The following is a 19,474-nucleotide window of genomic DNA, read 5'->3' on the forward strand; positions in this document are numbered from 1 at the left end:
CTCCAAACTCAGTTTGTTTTTGTATTAAATTGATTAAGACCAGCAAATAACTGACGACTGTGTAGTGGCCGTCCGCCCAGATAATAATTTATCACCGACCGCATCATATGTTTGATTTCTTTCAGGCTAAGCTCATCAAACCCTGTTTCTTGTTCGAGGTGACGCAGACTTCGTCCTGATACCGTATTCTGCAAACGTTGACCAAATACGCGATGAGGACCGCTGTCAGGATGGTAGATATAAATACCATCATCTTCAATGCCTTCTCCCGACTCTACATCCACAGTTAATGCCAAGCCATAGCCCAAGTGACTAAGCAACGCTTTTTCAAATAAACGTAGTGTAATCTGCTCATTATTATTTTGCTGGAGCGAAGATAAAGCCTGGCGATAGGCATCAAAAATGTCTGGCTCAGCTTCATGAACAGGGAGTAATTTTACCAACAACTCATTCATATAGAGCCCGCACAAACTAGCATTGCCAAGCAAACGATAACCCGGCTCATCTTTTTCTATCTGGCTTAACGTAACTAAGTCACCATGGCCATACCAGCTTAACCATAAAGGCTGGAATATCTGTATGGGTGATGAACGTTTCTTTGTTTGCCTGAGACCTCGAGCGACCAGACTCACACGACCATGATCACGCGTTAGTGCATCGACCAGAGAACTGGTTTCACGATATGGTCTTTGATGTAGTATAAAGGCAGATGTCAGCTCCACAAGCGATCACTACAAATCGTCGTTGTAACCCAGATTTCTTAACATACGTTCATTGTCAGACCAGCCTTCACGCACCTTGACCCAAATCTGTAAAAACACTTTACAGCCAAACAGTTGTTCCATTTCCAGTCGGGCATCCTGACCAATAAGCTTTAATTGTTCGCCTTTTTTGCCGATTACAATCGACTTCTGGCCGCTTCGCTCGACATAAACAACAGCGCCAATTCGGAACATGCCCTCTTCTTCCTCAAACTGTTCAATTTCTACAGTGAGTGAATAAGGCAGCTCCTGACCGAGATAACGGAATAATTTTTCACGAACAATTTCGCCAGCCAGAAACCGAGAACTGCGATCAGTTAACTGATCTTCATCAAAGATCATTTCGCCTTCCGGCATTAACTTCGCTATTTCCTGCTCCAGCACATCTGTATTCATGCCTTTTCGTGCAGAAATAGGCACAACCGCAGCGAAATCATACTGTGGTGCAAGCTGTTGTATTTGTGGTAATAAGTCAGATTTATCTGATAATTTATCTGCTTTATTTAACACTAAAATAACTGGCGAACGCGCATCTTGTTGAATGCGTTTTAATACGCGCTGATCGTCTTCGGTCCATTTCAGTCCTTCCACCACAAACAACACCACATCGACATCATCAATCGAGGCTGCTGCAGCACGGTTCATATAACGATTCATCGCTTTTTTACCATCACTGTGCATGCCCGGCGTATCGACATAAATGAACTGCCCTTCAGCAGTAGTTTTAATACCCAGGATACGGTGGCGAGTGGTCTGAGGCCGACGTGAGGTAATACACAGTTTTTGGCCAAGAATACGATTAATCAATGTCGATTTACCGACATTAGGACGACCAATAATGGCTACATAACCGGAACGAAATGGTGTTGAGTTCATTGTTTACCTTCAATTAAGGTTAAGGCACGTTCAGCGGCTTTCTTTTCAGCTTTTCGGTGACTGCTACCCTGAGCAACAACCACCTTATCTAACAAGGTAATCTGGCAAGAAGCTTCAAATACCGGTTGTTTTTTATCGGTTTTTAACTCTTTCACGCTATACAAAGGTAAGGGCTGCTTACGGCTCTGTAATAATTCTTGTAAACGTGTTTTGGGATCTTTGACTGTTTCTGTAACATCGATAGCATCTAACCGTTCAGCAAATAATCTTAAAATAAGATCTTTAACCTGGGTCAGGCCACTATCGAGATAGAGTGCACCTAATATAGCTTCAACAGCATCAGCCAGAATAGACTCACGTCGAAATCCACCGCTTTTTAACTCACCCGGCCCCAGTATTAATACATCACCCAATTTTAACTCACGGCCAAGTTCAGCCAGAGTTTCACCTTTCACTAAAGACGCTCTTAACCGACTTAATTTTCCTTCCTTAACCTGAGGGAAACGGTTAAATAACTCTTCAGCAATCACAAAGCTGAGGATAGCATCGCCCAGATATTCCAGACGTTCATTATTTTTTGGATCTGCGCTACGGTGCGTTAATGCCTGCTGTAAAAAGGCGCTATCTTTAAATTCTACTTTTAACTGTTTGCACAGGGCTTTTTGCCGCTGGGTTATCATTATAGCTTTGGCTCTACATCAATTTCTTTGTGGAAATGACCCACAAGGTCAATCTGGGCAAAAAACGGTTTTCTGACTTCATAGTCGATGACAATCTTGGTCACATAGCCTGTATTTTTACCACGAAACACTTCAACATCATCGCGTTTTACACTACTGATATAACCAATATTAAAACGCTTGGAAAGCAAGGTTTGCACTTCATTTTTAGATAAGTTGTTATTACGCAGCTCAGTTTTCATATCATCCATAATCTGTACCACACCGTAATACTCCTGATACATCGGCACCAAACGAATCGCTAATGTGACAAAAAAAGCGATCAAGGCCAGGACAATGACCCAACCGATTAACGTCATACCTCGTTGGTGTTTCATCACAATCTCCTTATTCAATCGATTTACCTAAACGATTCCAGACAATACCACCTTCATTCCAGTCCCAACTCATCCAGATCAGAAACGCTTTACCGACCAGATTTTCTTCTGGGACAGTACCCCAGTAACGGCTGTCATTACTGTTATCTCGGTTATCACCCATCACAAAATAGTGTCCTTCAGGTACCACCGTTTCACCTTCTACGCGTTTAATACCCGGTTCAACAAGTATTAAATGTTTATGTTCACCTAATTGCTCAGAGCGTAATTCTGATCCTGGAGCAGCAATATTGATCATGCTTTCCGGCTTTTCAAGCGGCTCTTGTGCTACAGGTTTACCGTTAATATAGATCGTTTTATTGAAATAGCCGACTTTATCGCCAGGCAAACCTACAACCCGTTTGATGTAGTCAACATCTGGATCGTCTTTATGTTTTTTTACCGGATAACGAAACACCACAACATCACCGCGTTGTGGCTCACCCGTATCGAAAATTTTTGTATTAAGCACTGGCAGACGAATGCCATACGAGAATTTATTCACCAGAATGAAGTCACCGATATGCAGCGTTGGCACCATTGATGATGATGGAATCCGGAAAGGCTCTGCAACAAATGAACGAATCACCAACACCAATAATATAATTGGAAAGAAAGAGCGTGCGTATTCCACCACGACAGGTTCTTTTGCATTATTATCACGACGTGGAGCCCAAAACAGCTTGTCGATTAACCAAATCAAGCCAGTGATGGCTACCAGTAAAACCATGATTGCGGGAAAACTCACTGTTTAACGCTCCTACCTGTTTATGAATTTTTTGACAGTTGTAAAACAGCAAGGAAAGCTTCTTGTGGAACATCCACCTTGCCGACAGATTTCATCCGTTTTTTACCTGCTTTTTGTTTTTCTAATAATTTACGTTTCCGAGAAACGTCACCACCGTAACATTTTGCCAACACATTCTTACGCATCGCTTTGACTGTGGAGCGCGCAATAATATGACCACCAATCGCTGCCTGAATCGCAATATCAAACATTTGACGAGGGATAAGCTCTTTCATTTTTTCCACTAACAACCTACCGCGACTGACACTAGTATCTTTATGCACAATCAGTGATAAAGCATCAACACGCTCACCATTAATCATGATATCCAGCTTAACCAGATTGGCAGGTTCAAATCTGACAAAGTGGTAATCGAGTGAGGCATAACCACGACTGACAGATTTCACACGATCGAAGAAATCAATGACCACTTCATTCATCGGAAGTTCATAGGTCAATGCCACTTGCTTACCCATGTACTGCATGTTCTTCTGCACACCGCGTTTTTCAACACACAATGTAATAACCGCACCAAGATGATCTTGTGGAACAAGAATGTCAGCACGGACTATTGGTTCACGAATTTCTTCAATCGTACCGATATCTGGCAGTGATGATGGGTTTTCAACACGAACGACTTCACCATTTTTCTTCAAGACTTCAAACACCACTGTCGGTGCAGTAGTAATCAAGTCAAGATCGTATTCACGCTCCAGCCGCTCTTGGATGATTTCCATATGCAGAAGACCAAGGAAACCGCAACGGAAACCGAACCCTAAAGCTTGTGAACTTTCTGGTTCAAAAAATAATGAGGCATCATTTAAACGCAGTTTAGATAAGGCTTCACGGAAATTTTCATAGTCATCACTGCTGACAGGGAAAATACCGGCATAAACCTGCGGCGTTACTTCTTTGAAACCCGGCAACATTTTATCGGCGCCATGATGTGCATGGGTCAATGTGTCACCTACCGGTGCGCCATCAATTTCTTTCACACCTGAAATGACGTAGCCTACATCACCACAATCCAGCACATCACATGGTGTACGTTTAGGTGTAAATGTGCCGACTTGATCAACCTGATATTCATGTCCGGTCGACATGACTTTGATTTTATCTTTGGTTTTCAGCGAGCCATCAACAATACGCACTAAGGAGATGACACCCACATAACTATCAAACCAGGAATCAATAATCAGCGCTTTTAATGGGCCATCTGGATTACCTTTAGGTGCAGGGACTTTGGCTACCAGCTCTTCCAGCACATCTTCGATACCAATGCCTGTTTTAGCACTACAACGTACTGCATCCATGGCATCAACACCGATGATATCTTCAATTTCTTGAGCAACACGTTCAGGTTCAGCCGAAGGTAAATCAATTTTATTCAACACGGGTAAAACTTCTAAACCCAGTTCGATCGCTGTGTAACAGTTAGCGACACTCTGTGCTTCAACACCTTGAGCTGCATCAACAACTAAAAGCGCGCCTTCACAAGCAGCTAGCGAACGAGATACTTCATAAGAAAAGTCAACATGGCCTGGCGTGTCGATAAAATTAAGCTGGTAAGTTTCACCGTCACGCGCCTTGTATTCCAGAGAGACACTCTGTGCTTTGATGGTAATGCCACGCTCGCGCTCGATATCCATAGAGTCGAGTACTTGTTGTGACATTTCCCGCGCAGTCAGACCACCACAAATTTGGATAAAGCGATCAGCAATAGTGGATTTACCATGGTCAATATGGGCGATGATAGAAAAGTTACGTATATTCTTCATTTAGTTACATTTTCATTAGTGACGTCGGTGGCCATTCCGAACAGTTAACATAGATTTTGCATGACATGCATTGTTCCCGCTGGCAGATGATATTGGCCTTTGAGTCACGCGCTCAGCAAATGACTGGATATTATACGCATTTCACTGTCACAAAACGATAATCTAGCTTGTCTATAGATAAAACGTGACATATGACAAACACTCTGACACTCTGTCACCGGTCTTAGATACGAATTAATCTCAACAAGGCTTTCTCACTAGAAAAAAAGAACTTTTGTGGATAACAATCATCATGGATAACGCTGTCCTGTCCGGCCCGATCATTCCTACCTTTTTACGCTTTGCCATTCCTTCCATTCTGGGCTTATTAGCCATCACCACGGCCAGCATTGTGGATGGTATTTTTGTGGGTCAATTCGTCAGTGCAGAAGGTTTGGCAGCCATTAATTTACTTATTCCTTATCTATCATTGATATTTGGTCTGGCTCTGATGTTATCGATAGGTGGTGCCGTTCGAGCGGGTTATTACTTCGGACAAAAACAGTTTGATGCCGCGTCAGATGTGTTCAGCCAATGTCTTATCACCATTATTGTGATTGGTTTGAGCTTTATGCTGCTTTCCTGGATATTTGCAGAGAATATTTTGTTTTTCCTCGGTACACCCGATTCGATACTGCCTTTAATATTGCCTTATTTTTACATCATCAATGCTGTATTAGTGGTTCAAATATCGACCATGGTGATGTATTACTTTATTCGTCAGGATAATGCCCAAACCCTGGCTTCTTCTGCATTGATCAGTGGCGCTATCATCAACATTGTTCTAGATGCACTATTTATTATCGTATTTGACTGGGGACTTAAAGGTGCAGCAGTAGCCACAGCCATTGCCCAAACTATTCAGCTAATAATGCTGGGGCGCTACTTTTTACGAACACAGAAAAAGCTATCTTTTTCATTAATTCAACACCACTGGTCTGAAATCAAGCCAGCAATGTTTAATGGCGGCTCCGAGTTTATCAACGAAATATCAGGAGGCCTGGTTATTTTAGTGCTGAACTGGCTATTAGTACGCCGGCTCGATGTTGAAGGCATCGCTGCATTTGCCGTTATCAATTATCTGATTTTTATCAGCTTGATGTTGTATTACGGTATTTCAGATGCACTACACCTGGTCGTCAGTCAAAATCATGGTGCAAAGAATGTACAGCGTATCCGTCAATTTTTGCTTACCGCCCTGAGCTGTATTTTGTTTATCAGTATCAGTCTGACGCTTTGTTTAGTCTTTTTCCCCGAACAAATCAGCAGATTGTTTTTAGATAAAACAGCAGAAAATACTTTGCAGTTGTCCAAACAATTTATTGCTTTGTTATGGCCATTATTTCTGATTAATGGTGTTAACGTCATTATGTCTATTTACCTAACAGCCATCCAAAAACCTATTCCATCAATGGTTATTGCCTTATCCAGAGGTTTATTTTTGCCGATCCTGCTATTACTGATTTTATCCTGGTTATTACCTGAGCCTAAGTTTCTGATCGCTTTACCGCTTTCAGAGTGGCTGACCTTTATCATTGCCATTATTCTATTCAGCATCTATCGGCCAAGTAAACAAACTCAGCCTTCAGTTATTTAATAGCAATATCTATTGCAGCCCATTCAATATCGTCAGAAAACAACACTTCATAACAAAAATGTACCCTGTGCGCTTAGCATAATGACAGTAGTAACTTAGGTTTACCTCAATATTCCTAAAACACTGTAACCATCTTTTTCTAACAAACAGACATCGGATAAAATCGAATCTAATGAAGGGCTAATTGTTTTATGAGGCTCTCATCACCGATAGAAAGTAATGACATATCAGCATTTATTTTAATAGCGGTGATTTAGATAAAAAAAGAGCCGTTGATTCTCATCAACGGCTCTTTAACTTCAGTTGTGTGAGTTCGATTACTCTTTAATTTCTATCGCTAGGAATTGAGCTGAACCGCCACGTTGTACTAACACTGGAATAGGTTTATTCGCAGGAAGCTTTTTCGCTACCTCAATAAACTGGTGAGGGTCTTTAATTTCAGTGTTATTCAGACTCAGAATAATATCTCCAGGTCTGATACCTGCCTTAATAGCTGGGCCTTGCTCAACTTTCATGACCATAACACCACCTTTTTCTACTTCGAACTGCTTACGCTGTTCTGGGGTGATATCAGCCACTTCCATTGATAGACGGTCATCAACAAATCGGCCAGGTTTGGTGCTGTTGCTAGCCAAGGCTTCATCTTTTGGCAACTCTTCAATCGTTACCTTAAGCGTTTTATGCTTGTTGTTACGCATGACTTCAACATCTACTTCTTTACCTACTTTTGTTCTACCAACGATAGGAGGTAAGTCAGAAGATGTCTCTACTTCTTTGCCATCAAAATTAAGAATGACATCGCCCGTTTTAAATCCAGCTCGAGCAGCCGGACTGTTATCAACAACACGAGAAATCAGTGCACCACTTGGTTTTGGCAAGCCAAAAGACTCAGCTAATTCACGCGTCACATCTTGAATAACTACACCTAACCAGCCACGGCTGACATAACCTTGTGATTTAATTTGTTCAACAACGTTCATGACAGTATCAATTGGAATCGCAAACGATACGCCCATGAATCCGCCGGTACGACTGTAAATCTGTGAGTTTATGCCAATAACTTCACCATCAAGGTTAAATAATGGGCCACCTGAGTTACCCGGATTGATCGCGACGTCTGTTTGAATGAATGGCACATAACTATCACTTGGCAAGCTACGACCCAGTGCACTGATAATGCCTGCGGTAGCAGAGTAATCAAAGCCGAATGGTGAGCCGATGGCTAACACCCATTCACCTACTTTGAGATTATCTGAATCACCCAGTTTGACTGTTTTTAGATTTTTAGCATCTACTTTTAACAGAGCGACATCACTTCGTTCGTCACTGCCTAAAACTTTAGCTTCTAACTCAGTACGGTCACTGAAACGAACAATAATTTCGTCTGCATCTTTAACTACATGATGATTAGTCAGAATATAACCATCAGAAGAGATAACAAAACCTGAGCCTAAAGACTCACTTTCGCGGGGAACAGGAGCGCCACCACCTTGTCCTCCAAAAAACTTTTTAAGGAAATCATCCATGCCTGAACCTTCAGGTAATTCTATACCTGGCGGCAACATAGACGTAGGTGTTTGTTCGGTTTTGTTGTGAGTTCGGATATTGACAACAGCATCACCATTATCGGCGACAAGTTCAGTAAAGTCAGGCAATGAACGAGCTTGGACGCTAAAACTCAGCGTTAGCCAAGCAAACAGCATTGTCAACGCCGCCCAATTTTTGTTTACTCTCATTTGAAGTCCTCATTTGATTTGACATAGATACCAGCATCATGATGACTCATACGATGTTTCACCCATACAAAGCCAGTAATCAGTCCTAATAGACCAGACACTATTTGCAGCAGTTCCCCACCACCAGCCAAACGGACGAGAATTGATGTAAAAAAAAGTAAAATAAGTGGCAGCATGTACATAAGAAAAGCACCTGAAAGTAATGCTTCTTCAGGAATAGACACTGTCACCTCCTGACCAACTTCCAGATTACCTTCATCTTTTACTGCAATGCGCGAGAATTTTTTTCCAACGTGTTTAGCAAGTAGACCAGTGCCGCAGCCTTTACGAGCCTGACATTGACCACAAGTCGATTGTCTTTCAGCTTCGACCCATACTAGTTGGTCTTGACGGCTGATGACTGTCGCTTTCTGCTCAATCATTGTTGGTTAACTGGCGTGAACGCAATCGTACTACCAATCTTTTCAACAGTAACCGCTGGTACTTCGCCGACGACTGTCACAAAGTGAGCATTCATAATAGTACCGAAAGCATTGATCCCCCCGACGTGAGAGGCACCATGTAAATGATTGTGTTTAGCCCGAATTTTTTCGATGAATACCGAAACTGAGCTCAAACCGTCGCTATACACTCTCTGCTCGACATCCGCACCATTATTTGCTCGCAAACGATTTTGTAAAGCAACCAATGCAAAGCCATCAGGCAGCCAATTAACTTGCCATTCGAATTCATGAGGATGCTTCTCGATATCAATAGGTTTACCCGGTTCAGTTTTATGCCAGACCATATCATCATCAGCTAGTAACGATTTAAACTTATAGTCAGGAATTGGTTCGCCTGTACTCACTGATGAAAATGAAAATGTTTCCAGAACATCCCCATCCTGACCGACAAGTTCAGACTTTAAAAGAAGGTATGTATCAGCATCGACCCATAAATGATAACCATAACGATAATTGTCGATTGGTGTAATCAATAATTGATAAGCTTCTTTACCAGCGATTCGGCTTTTACCACCCATTTCAACTTCATAATAAGGTGCAGCTGAACTGAGTCGTCGAGGCAAGTCACTAGGAAAACCTCTTCCTAATGGACGTCGACTAATGTTGACCTGCTTCCCATCGGGATTGATGCAGGTCACCATATCATTACTACGAATGACTTCTCTGGCTGCACCATTTAAAGAAATCATTCTTTCCAGTTCTCCATTTTCATCTGCACGATGAAAAATGCGTATCGACTGTAAGTTTCTACCAGACTGGTAATTAAACACGCCTTCATAGGTTAATGTTTTTGCCGCTGAAGTCATTTTCTCAAGGATCTGCATTGCTTCAGGGTTATCAGCACTAGCAGTTGTTGAGAATGATACAAATGTGACGACTAACAGGTGGAGCAAAAAACGCATTAGTGGCTACTCCTCACCGTATGAAACAACTCTGGCGTATGAGAATAAGCCTGAAGCACCGGCATATTCGTTGTGATCCACTAAATAATCATTCAGACGATCTTCAACTTCAGACTCCCCCACTGTCCAGCGGTTTGAATCAGCAACCTGAGTTTGCTGCTGCATAGGCTCAGATTGTGCCATATTGGTCGTTGGCATGACTGTCTGAGGTTGTGACATCAGGCCAACCACTGCCAATGCGCCAATAGAGGCAGCAGCAGCCAAACCAGCTGTTTGTTTCCAAAACCAGTCAGGTAATGCAAACACTTTCGCTGTTTGTGTGTTTTCTGTTGGTTGTACATTCACCCCAGGCTCATCACTAGATAAGGCCTGTTGTATTCTGTCTGTTAAATCAATTTGTTTATGCTCTGTCACATAACCATGTAATAAATCACTTGAGAACTGATATCTCATATAATCTTGTTTGGCACTATCATCTGATTTCATCAATGCCAGTAACTCATCAAGCTCTTGCTCATTAAGTTCGCCATCAACAAACGCTGACAATAATTCTTGTTGCTTGATTGTCATAGTTCCTCTCCACCCATAACTGCTTTGACCTGTTTATCTATTGCCTCTCTGGCGCGAAATATACGCGACCTAACGGTCCCAATTGGACAATCCATTGCCTGTGCAATTTCCTCATAGCTCAGACCTTCAAACTCCCGCAGTTTGATAGCCGTTGCCGTATCTTCAGGCAATTCCTGAATAGCATCATGAATTGCCTGTTGTAAGTCATCACTCATTAGACTACTTTCGGGTGTCTCAAATTCCTTCAACTCGGGCGCATCGTAATAAATAGTTGCATCCATAGCATCAACGTCACTGACAGGCGGTCTTCTGGACGCTGCTGTCAGATAATTTTTTGATGTATTAATTGCAATACGATACAGCCAAGTATAGAAAGCACTATCACCTCTAAAGCCTGGTAAAGCGCGATACGCTTTTATAAACGCTTCTTGCGCTACATCCATCGCTTCAACAGGATCATGAACAAACCCTGTAATGACGTGAATGATTCTTTGTTGATATTTCATAATCAACAAATCAAACGCCTTTTTATCACCTGCTTGTACGCGCCGTACTAGCTCTTGATCCACATTCATCCTATCATCCGGCTTGAATCGACACGTCTATCATTTCTTTAAATTCAGCTTGATTGACCATGTCGATTTAACTTTGTTCCACATTAAGTGCAAAATAAACGTTCCTATTGTACCTGTATAGAGCCTTATGACCACAACGCATCATTACGATATTTTAATCATTGGCAGTGGCACCGCCGGACTCACTCTCGCTTTACATATGGCAAATGATGTCAAAGTGGCTGTAATTTCCAAGGGTCAACTTGAAGAAGGCGCATCTTTGTATGCTCAGGGAGGCATCTCTGTCGTACTTGATAAAACCGACTCCATTCAGTCCCATATCGACGATACTCTGCGGGCAGGTGCGGGATTATGTAGCGAAAAAGCGGTTCGTTTTACTGTTGAGCACGCCCGGGAAAATATAGAATGGTTAATCAAACAGGGTGTGTCATTCACGCGGGACGGAATAACATCAGAAACCTATCATTTAACGCAAGAAGGCGGACACAGCCACCGACGCATTATCCACTCTGCAGATGCAACTGGCAGAGAGGTGGAAACAACCTTACTCGATAAAGCCAAAGCACATCCAAATATAGAACTTCTTCCATACCATATTGGTATTGACCTCATCAGCAGTAGCAAACAGCTAGGTGAAAAAGAAAACCGTATTCTTGGCTGTTATGTACTCGACATCAAAAAAGATCAAGCAAAAACACTGTTAGCCCCAATAACTGTTCTGGCTACTGGTGGCGCAGGAAAAGTCTACCTTTATACTAGTAACCCTGATGTGTCGACGGGAGATGGTATTGCAATGGGATGGCGCGCAGGTTGCCGTATTGCCAATATGGAATTTATTCAATTCCATCCCACCTGTCTGTTTCACCCACAAGCAAAATCTTTTTTAATTAGTGAAGCACTGCGCGGAGAAGGCGCCAAACTGGTGCTAGCCAATGGTGAACGTTTTATGGAACGTTTTCATCCTCAGGCTGAATTAGCGCCCAGAGATGTGGTTGCGCGCGCAATTGACCATGAAATGAAACGTACTGGTCATGACTGTGTTTATCTTGATATTACACATAAACCAGCGGCCTTTATAAAAGAACATTTCCCCACCATTTATCGACGCTGTTTGCAATTTGGCATTGATATAACTAAACAACCTATTCCTGTGGTTCCTGCAGCACACTACACCTGTGGCGGCATCATGACAGACTTAAATGGTAAAACCGATGTGTCGGGTTTGTATGCCATTGGTGAAACAGCACATACCGGTTTACATGGCGCTAATCGTATGGCCAGCAATTCGTTATTGGAATGTCTGGTGTTCGCTAAATCAGCAGCGGATGATATCAAAAAACAATTACCCCTAAAGACATCAGCTATTGTGCCGCAGTGGGACGCCAGTCAGGTTCATCCTGCAAAAGAAGCCGTGGCAATCAGTCACAACTGGGATGAGTTACGACGCGTTATGTGGAACTATGTGGGTATCGTCCGGAAAACAGATCGTCTGCTTCGGGCGCGACAACGGTTGCAAGTACTACAAGCTGAAATTCGTGACTATTACAGCAAGCATCATATTAGTGCCGACTTGCTTGAATTACGCAATCTGGCTGATGTGGCCGAGCTGATTATCGAATCTGCATTAAGTCGAAAAGAAAGTCGAGGGCTGCACTATATTCTGGATTATCCTGAAACATATAATAGCCAGCCAGGCACTGAAACCATCATTCAGCCCAAGCATCAGGATCACGAAGTTGTACCCTAAGCCTTCGCCAGTCTTGTTTATCAACCGCATCTATTGGAATCATTAAACTGTGGCATTGCCACCAATGTTGTGTTCTGAAATAAATGAACATGACGTGTGGGAATTGAGTACTTGTTTTCAATTTAAATGGACCCGATACAGCGCCTGTTTCGTATTTTAATAACCACTTGTTGTCAGAATTCATACTGACTTCAATCAATGAATTCTTGCCATCACTGGCACTATATCGGCGATACCAGTGTATAAACCCTGCACAAACCAAAACCATCAACATCAGTATAAGTGGCGTATTGTTATCCATACTCCATAACAATAAACTGATAGCCAGGATATGCAGCGAAACCATATACACAAATAAACCTTGTGATTTTGCAATCGTGACTTTCATTCTTGAATGTCCTTTATTTTCATCCCTGTTTTACCGCGCTTTATACAGTTAGAATAAAACCTGTTAATCATAAATCGCAATACAACTATGAATGTTCAAACGCTTTTACAAAGCACACCTACAGTAAACTATCTTAATGAGATAAATGACTCGACCTCTCCTGTCGCTATAGCTCTGCCCTCTTTCAGCGTGATTGAGGTGACGGGCGATGAAGCTGAGAGTTTTTTACAAAACTTACTCACTAATGATGTTCGCACTTTAACGCCTAATACTGCTCAGCTAAGTGGTTTCTGTAACCCTAAAGGACGTTTATTAAGTCTGTTTTATCTCATCAAACAAGAACAGGACTTTTTATTAATTGTCGCTGCAGATTTAGCTGAAAGCATTGCCCAGCGTTTATCTATGTTCAAACTTCGTAGTAAAGTCGACATTACTGTTAGTACTGAACTGAAGGTGATGGCTTACCTCAGCCAAGCACCGCTGACAGATCAGGCAAGCGATTTCTGGTCAGGTGTATCAGCCAATGACCAAATATCGATTTACCTTCCAGGTAATATTCACCGTTATTTAACCATCGCTTCTGCTGAGACAAGTATCAAGGAAAATAGCCATATTGGCGCGGAAAATCTTTGGACAAGTGCGGATATACAAGCTGGATTGCCTATGGTTTATCTGCAGAGCAAAGAGCAGTTCACACCACAACAATTAAACCTCGATGTAGTAGGTGGTGTCAGCTTTAAAAAAGGCTGCTATCCAGGTCAGGAAGTGGTTGCCCGCCTGCATTATCTCGGAAAACCTAGTCGTCGTTTATTCCTTGCTCAATTAAAAACAACAGAAATACCTGAGCCGAATATTGAAGTAACAGATGAATCAGGCGAAGTAGCAGGACATGTTGTACGGGCAGCCATGCTCGATTCAGACACACTTATCTGCCAATTAAGTCTGAAGTTAGCTGCTCGCGATAAAACATTATTTGTTAATAATAACGAAGTATTGGAATTAAACGCTTTAATCGAGGACTAGCAGTAAACTTAATCCAATGCCAGTTTTTTTAGTTTATAGCGTAAGGAACGAAAACTTATTCCAAGCTTTTTAGCAGCGGCAGTCTTATTCCAACGCGTTGACTCCAGCGCATCAACAATAAGCTGTCGCTCCTGATCTTCCAACTGGGATTCTAAATCAATCTTATCTGTTGTCTGACTATCGTCGGAATCAGCCGATGAAACAGTGTTTAGAGGAGAGTCAGGCAACATTAAATCTGCTTCATGAATCACTGTGCCATCGGACCACGTCATCGCTCTTTCCAGAATATTTTCGAGCTCACGAACATTGCCAGGAAAAGAGTATGCACATAAAGCACGAATAGCATCCTCCCCTATCATCGGTTTTGCCTCGCCACTTTTAGCCGCAATCAGCTCAAGAATATGCTCAACTAATAAAGGAATATCAGCTTTACGCTGTCTGAGCGGTGGCACTGAAAGTTCAATAACGTTTAAACGATAAAACAAATCTTCACGGAAAATGCCCTGCTTCACACACTCAGCCAGGTTTTTATGGGTTGCCGATAAGATACGAACGTCAACACTAATTTCTTCATTGCCACCAACCGGTCTGATGGCCTTTTCCTGAATCGCTCTAAGTAATTTCACCTGCATCATTAACGGCAAATCAGCTACTTCATCCAGAAATAATGTACCGCCATTAGCAGCCTGAAACAGGCCCTGTTTATCCGCGACAGCACCTGTAAACGCGCCTTTTCTATGACCAAAAAACTCACTTTCCACTAACTCTGCCGGGATTGCACCGCAGTTAATCGGCACAAAAGCCTCACTGGAACGACTGCCTAACTCATGGATTAAGCGTGCGACTAATTCTTTGCCTGTGCCTGACTCACCCGTAATATACACAGGGGCCTGACTGCGAGCTAATTTACTGATTTTGTTCCTCAAAGAACGAATAACATCGGTATCACCCAATAATTTATCTCTTGAACGTCGCTCTTTTACATCTGTTCTTAGCGGAGATAAATTTAGTGCTGAGTTCACTAAGTCACGTAAAACTTTGAGCTTAAGTGGTTTTGATACAAAATCGAAAGCGCCTGACTTAAGCGCTTCAACAGCCAGATCAATATTACCGTGTGCGGTAATAACAGCTACTGGGCAATTTGGATAAGATTTTTGAATAGTACGGACAATATCTAAACCATTACCATCGGGCAATCGCATATCAGTAAAACAAAGATCAAAAGCTTGTTGTTTTAATGCCTGATTGGCTTGGGCAACACTCTCGGCCGTCACACAATCAATCGACATACCTGATAATGTCATCGTCAGCAGTTCAAGGATATCGGGTTCATCATCTATGACTAATGCTTGTCTGTTCATTGCTTAATCATTTCCTGCCATTCGTTTGGAAAGCTTATACGAAAAAACCCTTTATTCAACTCATCGTGAATATAATTCAAACGCGCCCCATTGGCTTGACACAACTCCCGAGCCAGATATAAACCCAGTCCGGTTCCTCCCTGCCTCGCTGAATGAAACGGCTCAAATAAATGCGCCCGAACATCCTCCGGTACACCAGGGCCATTATCGATAATATCCAGGCAGACCTGTTTGTTTTGCTGCTCTACGACGATCTTGATACACGGTTTTAACTCCTGATTCGAATGAAACCAGGCATTATCCATCAGATTCCAGATAACTTGATGTAATTGCTCAGGATCCATTGCGATATGGATATCAGAAGTACTTACCTGCAATGAAATATCTTCATCATCCGCTTGTTTTATATCAGAAAACTCACGAATAAACTTCGACAACCACACATTTAAAACCAGCATCGATGGTTCCGCTATTTTTCTTCGACTCATTTGCAAGATGGTCTCGATAATATTATTCACTCGCTGTGTGTGCTTCAAAATAATTGAAGTCAGCTTAGTCATCATGTGATCCGCGGCATATTGCTCTGCAAGCAGCTCACCTGCATGACTGATCGCGCCCAGAGGATTGCGGATTTCGTGTGCAATGCTTGCAGTTAAACGACCCAGTGAAGCTAATTTAAGTTGTTGGGCCTGTTGTGCCAGTGCCGATGTGTTTTCAATGTAAATCAGGATTTCACCACTATCAAGCTGTGTTGCAGATGCTTGTACCTCTGGCAGCTCAGCGCGCGCCTGAAACGGCAGAAACGCATTTGGACTATGCTGTTGCCATAACCAAACCTGCTCACCCAGTTCAGGCACATTTTCACGTAGGTTAAACCCTGAATTATTATCTGCAATACCTAATAATTGTCTTGCTGAGGCATTAAGCATGGTTACATTGCCATGACTATCTAAAGCCAACACACCGGTATGCATTTGACTGATAATATGCTGATTTAATACCGCCAGATTTTCTACATCTCTAGCACGCTCTTCAGCCAGTACCTGTGAAGTTTGTAATTTTTTGGATAACCATTGTGCCAGCCAGGCTGTCACAAAAAAGGTTGCCCCTAATATTCCAGCCTGACTGTATTTCGTTACACCATCACCAGCGATTTGTGAATAACTGACTTCAAGCAGAACAGCTAAAGTTGCCATAGCAGCAATAAAAGCAGCGAGACGGCCAGGCATCAAGGCGCCACCAGCCACTACCACAACTAACATCAGTGAGCCTAATCCCGTATGCAAGCCACCGCTGGCATGAATAATGATGATCAGAGCAATGATATCAATCACTGCCTGCAGACTTATCTGCGTTTGAACATCTCTCCAACGTCGTGACGTTAAAACCAGCAACACAGACGCCGACAGCAGATAGGTAAGACTAATAAAGCTATATAAACGGGGATCCGCTTCCCCCAGAAACTCGGGCGGTAACTTTAAGTAATAAACCAGGAAAAGTACAGTAGCAAGAAATAAACGGTAGCTGGCAAAAACGGTTAACGCACGCCAGGTAGCAGGATCCTGATAATACGGCTTATACGAATCAGGCAGTGAACTCATTTTGACTCGTTAAAAGCCTCTAGATGTTGTGTTGAGCAAAAATAATGGTGATTTTGTTGTATTGCTTCATGCTCAGAGACATGTAAGCCACACTGTTCACAACGTACCATTTTTTCCATTCGGGCCTGCTCATCTTCTATTTTTGCCTTTCGCAGCAAATGAGTGATGATGATATAAAGCAATAGACCAATAGCAATTAAAATAAGAATTCGCATTTTTCACCTCAAAAAAAAGGGTATCGACATAGGATACCCTTTTTCTTTTATTTTTAGTGGCGTCTAGCCACGAGAAGCACGTTTACGCTCGTGCTCCAACAAAAATTTCTTACGCACACGGATAGCTTTTGGTGTGACTTCAAGTAGCTCATCATCACCAATGAATTCTAGTGCTTGTTCCAAACTCATTCGGATAGGTGGCACTAAAGTGACTGCTTCATCAGAACCTGATGCACGCATATTCGTTAATTGTTTACCTTTTAATGGGTTAACAACCAGGTCATTATCACGTGAATGAATACCAATCACCATGCCTTCATACACTTCATCACCATGTCCGATAAACATACGTCCACGATCTTGTAGGTTGAAGATAGCAAATGCAACGGCTTTACCCACACCGTTCGCTATCAACACACCATTAATACGCTTACCGAAACTACCCGCTTTCATCGGCGCATAATGATCAAATACGCTATAAATCAGGCCCGTACCCTGAGTCGCTGTCAAGAACTCTGTACGGAAGCCAATCAAGCCACGTGATGGAATAATGAAGTCAAGGCGAACACGGCCTTTACCATCTGGCACCATATTTTTCAGGTCAGCACCACGCTCACCCATTTTTTCCATCACGGTACCCTGATGCTCTTCTTCGATATCAATGGTCACAGATTCGAACGGTTCTTCTTTAACACCATCCACTTCACGGATAATTACTTCCGGACGCGAAACACCTAGTTCGAAACCTTCACGGCGCATGTTTTCAATAAGAACTGACAGATGTAGCTCACCACGACCAGAGACTTTGAACTTATCTGGATCGGTAGGTACTTGCTCTACACGTAATGCCACGTTATGAATTAACTCACGATCGAGACGCTCTTTGATTTGACGAGTGGTAATAAACTTACCGTCTTTACCTGCAAATGGAGAGTTATTGACCTGGAAGGTCATCGTTACTGTTGGTTCATCAACAGAAAGCGGTGGCAAGGCTTCTACAGCATTGGGGTCACATAATGTGTCAGAAATATTTAATGGGTCTAAACCGGTAAAGGCAATAATATCGCCAGCTTGTGCTTCTGCCACTTCTTCGCGTTGTAGACCTAAGAAGCCCATTACCTGCTGTACACGACCGTTACGTTTTTTACCTTCACGGTCAACAACTGTGACAGGTGTATTAGTTTTTACGCGACCACGCTCAATACGGCCAACACCGATAACACCTACATAGCTGTTATAGTCCAATGACGACACTTGCATACGGAAAGGACCATCTGCGTCCACATTCGGATGACTGACTTTATCCACGACCAATTCAAATAGTGGCGTCATATCACCACCACGAACGGTATCTTCCATGCCTGCAAAACCGTTTAAGCCTGATGCATAAATAACATCAAAGTCGAGCTGCTCATCAGTTGCATCCAGATTAACGAATAAATCGAAGGTTTGGTCCAATACCCAGTCCGGACGAGCAGAAGGTTTATCGATTTTATTAATAACCACAATAGGTTTTAAACCTAATGCTAATGCTTTCTGTGTGACGAAACGCGTTTGTGGCATGGGTCCTTCTGAAGAGTCAACCAGCAACAATACTGAGTCAACCATCGACAGAACACGTTCTACTTCACCGCCAAAATCAGCATGGCCCGGTGTATCGACGATATTGATATGATAATCGTTCCAACGAATCGCTGTGTTTTTCGACAGAATGGTAATACCACGTTCACGTTCCAGATCATTAGAGTCCATTACGCGCTCGGTTAACTCTTCATGTTCGCCGAAAGTACCAGACTGACGAAGAAGTTGATCAACCAATGTTGTTTTACCATGGTCAACATGGGCAATAATGGCTATATTGCGGAGCTTAGAAATATCTCGTTTGTTTGTCATTTTTTGAATTCTGTATAAGCATGTCT

The 19,474-nt window shown here is 42.5% G+C and carries 19 protein-coding genes; 3 read left to right on the forward strand and 16 right to left on the reverse strand.

Going from position 1 to position 19,474, the window contains the following annotated elements:
- Positions 1–8 precede the first annotated feature (8 nt).
- Genes recO through lepA form a run of 6 tightly spaced genes read right to left on the reverse strand, consistent with a single transcriptional unit; the run spans position 9 to position 5,298 of the window.
- Complete coding sequence (recO, locus tag BM232_RS01545) at positions 9–722, reverse strand: DNA repair protein RecO (protein ID WP_091711444.1); 714 nt, start codon at positions 720–722, stop codon at positions 9–11.
- A 9-nt stretch (positions 723–731) separates the two neighbouring features.
- Complete coding sequence (gene era, locus BM232_RS01550) at positions 732–1,637, reverse strand: GTPase Era (protein WP_091711445.1); 906 nt, start codon at positions 1,635–1,637, stop codon at positions 732–734.
- A complete protein-coding gene (rnc, locus tag BM232_RS01555) occupies positions 1,634–2,317 on the reverse strand; it encodes a ribonuclease III (protein WP_091711446.1) in 684 nt (227 codons plus the stop codon). The genes era and rnc overlap by 4 nt, the downstream gene beginning before the upstream one ends.
- Positions 2,317–2,694 (reverse strand): DUF4845 domain-containing protein, encoded by a 378-nt coding sequence (locus BM232_RS01560; protein WP_091711447.1) that lies wholly within the window; start codon positions 2,692–2,694, stop codon positions 2,317–2,319. The genes rnc and BM232_RS01560 overlap by 1 nt, the downstream gene beginning before the upstream one ends.
- 10 nt (positions 2,695–2,704) lie before the next feature.
- Positions 2,705–3,481: a signal peptidase I gene (gene lepB / locus BM232_RS01565; RefSeq protein WP_218153275.1), complete on the reverse strand. Its 777-nt coding sequence runs from the start codon at positions 3,479–3,481 to the stop codon at positions 2,705–2,707.
- A gap of 20 nt (positions 3,482–3,501) precedes the next feature.
- The gene (gene lepA / locus BM232_RS01570) at positions 3,502–5,298 is read right to left on the reverse strand and encodes a translation elongation factor 4 (RefSeq protein WP_007145690.1); all 1,797 of its coding nucleotides are present in this window, start codon (positions 5,296–5,298) and stop codon (positions 3,502–3,504) included.
- Between the two features lie 292 nt (positions 5,299–5,590).
- On the opposite strand from lepA, the gene BM232_RS01575 reads away from it, so the two are divergent.
- Positions 5,591–6,934, forward strand: coding sequence for an MATE family efflux transporter (locus BM232_RS01575; RefSeq protein ID WP_091711449.1), 1,344 nt, complete (start codon positions 5,591–5,593; stop codon positions 6,932–6,934).
- Positions 6,935–7,251: 317 nt separating this feature from the next.
- On the opposite strand, the gene BM232_RS01580 is transcribed toward BM232_RS01575, so the two are convergent.
- From BM232_RS01580 to rpoE, 5 genes are read right to left on the reverse strand one after another with little or no spacing between them, the layout of a single operon-like run.
- Positions 7,252–8,670 carry a DegQ family serine endoprotease gene (locus tag BM232_RS01580; RefSeq protein WP_091711450.1) on the reverse strand — a complete coding sequence of 473 codons (1,419 nt, stop codon included), beginning with the start codon at positions 8,668–8,670 and terminating at the stop codon, positions 7,252–7,254.
- A complete protein-coding gene (locus BM232_RS01585; protein WP_091711451.1) occupies positions 8,667–9,092 on the reverse strand; it encodes a SoxR reducing system RseC family protein in 426 nt (141 codons plus the stop codon). The genes BM232_RS01580 and BM232_RS01585 overlap by 4 nt, the downstream gene beginning before the upstream one ends.
- Entirely contained in the window at positions 9,089–10,075 is a 987-nt protein-coding gene (locus BM232_RS01590; protein WP_091711452.1) for a MucB/RseB C-terminal domain-containing protein, read from the reverse strand. Before BM232_RS01590 ends, BM232_RS01585 begins: the two co-directional genes overlap by 4 nt.
- 6 nt (positions 10,076–10,081) lie before the next feature.
- Positions 10,082–10,645 carry a sigma-E factor negative regulatory protein gene (locus tag BM232_RS01595; protein WP_091711453.1) on the reverse strand — a complete coding sequence of 188 codons (564 nt, stop codon included), beginning with the start codon at positions 10,643–10,645 and terminating at the stop codon, positions 10,082–10,084.
- Positions 10,642–11,220, reverse strand: coding sequence for an RNA polymerase sigma factor RpoE (gene rpoE / locus BM232_RS01600; protein WP_007145701.1), 579 nt, complete (start codon positions 11,218–11,220; stop codon positions 10,642–10,644). The genes BM232_RS01595 and rpoE overlap by 4 nt, the downstream gene beginning before the upstream one ends.
- A 127-nt stretch (positions 11,221–11,347) precedes the next feature.
- Between rpoE and nadB the strand changes: the two genes are divergently transcribed.
- Entirely contained in the window at positions 11,348–12,967 is a 1,620-nt protein-coding gene (gene nadB / locus BM232_RS01605; protein ID WP_091711454.1) for an L-aspartate oxidase, read from the forward strand.
- Here nadB and BM232_RS01610 read toward each other — a convergent pair.
- A complete protein-coding gene (locus BM232_RS01610; protein ID WP_091711455.1) occupies positions 12,927–13,355 on the reverse strand; it encodes a protein YgfX in 429 nt (142 codons plus the stop codon). The genes nadB and BM232_RS01610 overlap by 41 nt on opposite strands.
- Positions 13,356–13,442: 87 nt before the next feature.
- Between BM232_RS01610 and ygfZ the strand changes: the two genes are divergently transcribed.
- Positions 13,443–14,378 (forward strand): CAF17-like 4Fe-4S cluster assembly/insertion protein YgfZ, encoded by a 936-nt coding sequence (ygfZ, locus tag BM232_RS01615; protein ID WP_091711456.1) that lies wholly within the window; start codon positions 13,443–13,445, stop codon positions 14,376–14,378.
- 8 nt (positions 14,379–14,386) lie between these two features.
- Here ygfZ and BM232_RS01620 read toward each other — a convergent pair whose 3' ends face one another.
- The 4 genes from BM232_RS01620 to typA all read right to left on the reverse strand — a co-directional run bounded on the left by BM232_RS01620 (position 14,387) and on the right by typA (position 19,448).
- The gene (locus tag BM232_RS01620) at positions 14,387–15,739 is read right to left on the reverse strand and encodes a sigma-54-dependent transcriptional regulator (protein WP_091711457.1); all 1,353 of its coding nucleotides are present in this window, start codon (positions 15,737–15,739) and stop codon (positions 14,387–14,389) included.
- Positions 15,736–17,340: a sensor histidine kinase gene (locus tag BM232_RS01625; protein ID WP_091711458.1), complete on the reverse strand. Its 1,605-nt coding sequence runs from the start codon at positions 17,338–17,340 to the stop codon at positions 15,736–15,738. The genes BM232_RS01620 and BM232_RS01625 overlap by 4 nt, the downstream gene beginning before the upstream one ends.
- A complete protein-coding gene (locus BM232_RS01630) occupies positions 17,337–17,555 on the reverse strand; it encodes a PP0621 family protein (protein WP_007145707.1) in 219 nt (72 codons plus the stop codon). Before BM232_RS01630 ends, BM232_RS01625 begins: the two co-directional genes overlap by 4 nt.
- 63 nt (positions 17,556–17,618) lie before the next feature.
- Positions 17,619–19,448: a translational GTPase TypA gene (gene typA, locus BM232_RS01635; protein ID WP_091711459.1), complete on the reverse strand. Its 1,830-nt coding sequence runs from the start codon at positions 19,446–19,448 to the stop codon at positions 17,619–17,621.
- Positions 19,449–19,474: the final 26 nt, after the last annotated feature.

Origin of the sequence: Methylophaga sulfidovorans (assembly GCF_900114205.1) — a bacterium.
GTDB classification, from domain to species: Bacteria; Pseudomonadota; Gammaproteobacteria; order Nitrosococcales; family Methylophagaceae; genus Methylophaga; species Methylophaga sulfidovorans.